Below are 2,032 nucleotides of genomic sequence, written 5' to 3' on the forward strand. Positions count from 1 at the left end.
CATCATAGGTTTCAACACCGCTTTACTGCATCTAGGTTTACTGCATCTGGCTTTAACTGATTGCCCTTAGGCGAACTCAACCTTAAGCAAACTGAACGGCGATCGCTTGTTTTTTGGAGGTGTCTTGTTGAACGTTTCTGCACCACCCATTCAGCGCACCAAATCATTGCATCAGCAGACCTACGAGGCACTGCGATCGAGCATTCTTGCAGGTCAGTTAGCTCCGGGCGATCGGCTAGTTGAAACTCAGCTTGCTCAGCAGCTCCAGGTAAGCCGCACCCCGATTCGAGAGGCAATTCGCCAGCTCCAGCGCGAGGGATTAGTCACAGCAGACGGCAGCGGTGGACTGCGGGTTACGGCGATCTCAGCAACAGACGCGATGCAGCTTTATGATTGTCGGCTTGCGCTAGAGCAGCTTTCAGTGGTTGGAGCCTGCCAGCACGCTAGCCAGAGCCAGATTCAGCAGTTGGCGCAATACGTCACCGACGCAGAACATTTGCTGACGCTGGAAAGCTCTGATGCTCCCCGTTCTAAAACCTGTGCCGATCGCCTCCTTAACCTCGACTATTGCTTTCATCACCTGATCGCTGAGAGCGCAAACAATCCCTGGCTAGTGTTTCTGCTCGATCAGGTATTCGACAAAATGGCGTTATTGCGAATGGAAACCCTGCGGCATGATCCAGAAGTGCTGGAAGTACGGCGAGAGCATCGGCAGATTTATGAGGCAATTGCTCAGCGCGATCGATCGGCAGCCGCTCAAGCGATTCAAGACCATCTCACTGCCAGCAAAGCCAGGGTGATCAAAAGCATTGAGCATTTGCATCACTCGGATGCAGCAAAGTAATTAACGTTAAGAACAAATCAGAAAACAAATTAGAGAATAAATTAGAGAACGAATCGAAGAAAAGATAAAAAAGGTAGAAAAAACAGATAGAAAAACCGACAGAAGAAAAAATCATTTTGAGCGTAGGAAGGTTAGAGGTGATGGTGAACAGTACAGTACGGTTAACGGTGAACGGCGATCGATTAAATGACAGTATCGAGCGGCTGGCAAAAATCGGGCGGCAATCCAACGGAGACATTTGCCGACTTGCCTTTACGCCTGAAGATTTGCAGGCACGTTACCGGGTGCAGCAGTGGATGACCGACGCAGGCATGACCGTGCGAATCGATGCGGCAGGCAATTTGATTGGCAGATACCCAGGCGTGGATGAAACCGCTCCCGTGCTGGCGACAGGTTCCCACATAGACACGGTTCCTTCGGGCGGTTGCTATGACGGCGTGCTGGGGGTGCTTGCCGGGATCGAGATTGTGCGCGTCCTGCGGGAAAATGACGTACGGCTGCACCATCCGATCGAGCTAATTGTCTTCACCGACGAAGAAAGCACCATGATCGGTAGTCGGGCGATCGCGGGAACCGTCAAATCGGCACCAGAGAGCTACAAAACCACCACTGGCGTTCCGATTCAGGATGCGCTGGAAGCGATCGGCGGCAACTGGGATTTTCTGGCACAAGCCCAGCGATCGGATTTGGCGGCATTTGTGGAATTGCACGTTGAGCAGGGCGCGGTACTGGAAAAAACGGGCAATCAGATTGGCGTGGTGCAGGGCGTGGTGGGAATGCAGCGGTATCAGGTCAGCATTGCCGGACAGCCCAACCATGCAGGAACGACTCCAATGACCCTGCGGCAGGATGCTTTGGTTGCAGCCGCGCAGTTGATTTTGGCAGTGCAGCAAATTGCCCTGGCGATGCCGTCTCAGCCCGTGGGAACGGTTGGCTATCTCACGGTTGCGCCGAATGCGGTGAACATTGTGCCGGGACGGGTGGAACTCTCGATCGACCTGCGCGATTTGTCCTGTGAGGTGCTGGACACCATGTTAAGCCAGATTCAGCAGCAAATGCAGACGATTGCTACCGCAACGCAAACCACAATGGAAATTCAGCCGATTCTAGAAGTAGAGCCAACCCCTGCCGCGAAGCACATTCAGCAGACGATCGCGCAGATCTGTGAGGAGACGCACCTGAGCTATT

At 53.2% G+C, this 2,032-nt stretch carries 2 protein-coding genes; both read left to right on the forward strand.

Translation table 11 applies throughout. The annotated features are described in order from the left end of the window. The first annotated feature begins 127 nt into the window (after window positions 1-127). The gene (locus tag H6F80_RS00050; protein WP_206755012.1) at window positions 128-844 is read left to right on the forward strand and encodes a GntR family transcriptional regulator; all 717 of its coding nucleotides are present in this window, start codon (window positions 128-130) and stop codon (window positions 842-844) included. A gap of 140 nt (window positions 845-984) precedes the next feature. Then, window positions 985-2,032: Zn-dependent hydrolase (locus H6F80_RS00055; RefSeq protein ID WP_190789587.1), on the forward strand; the 1,048-nt coding region annotated here is incomplete at its 3' end.

The organism is Leptolyngbya sp. FACHB-711 (genome assembly GCF_014695615.1).
GTDB lineage: Bacteria > Cyanobacteriota > Cyanobacteriia > Elainellales > Elainellaceae > Leptolyngbya_A.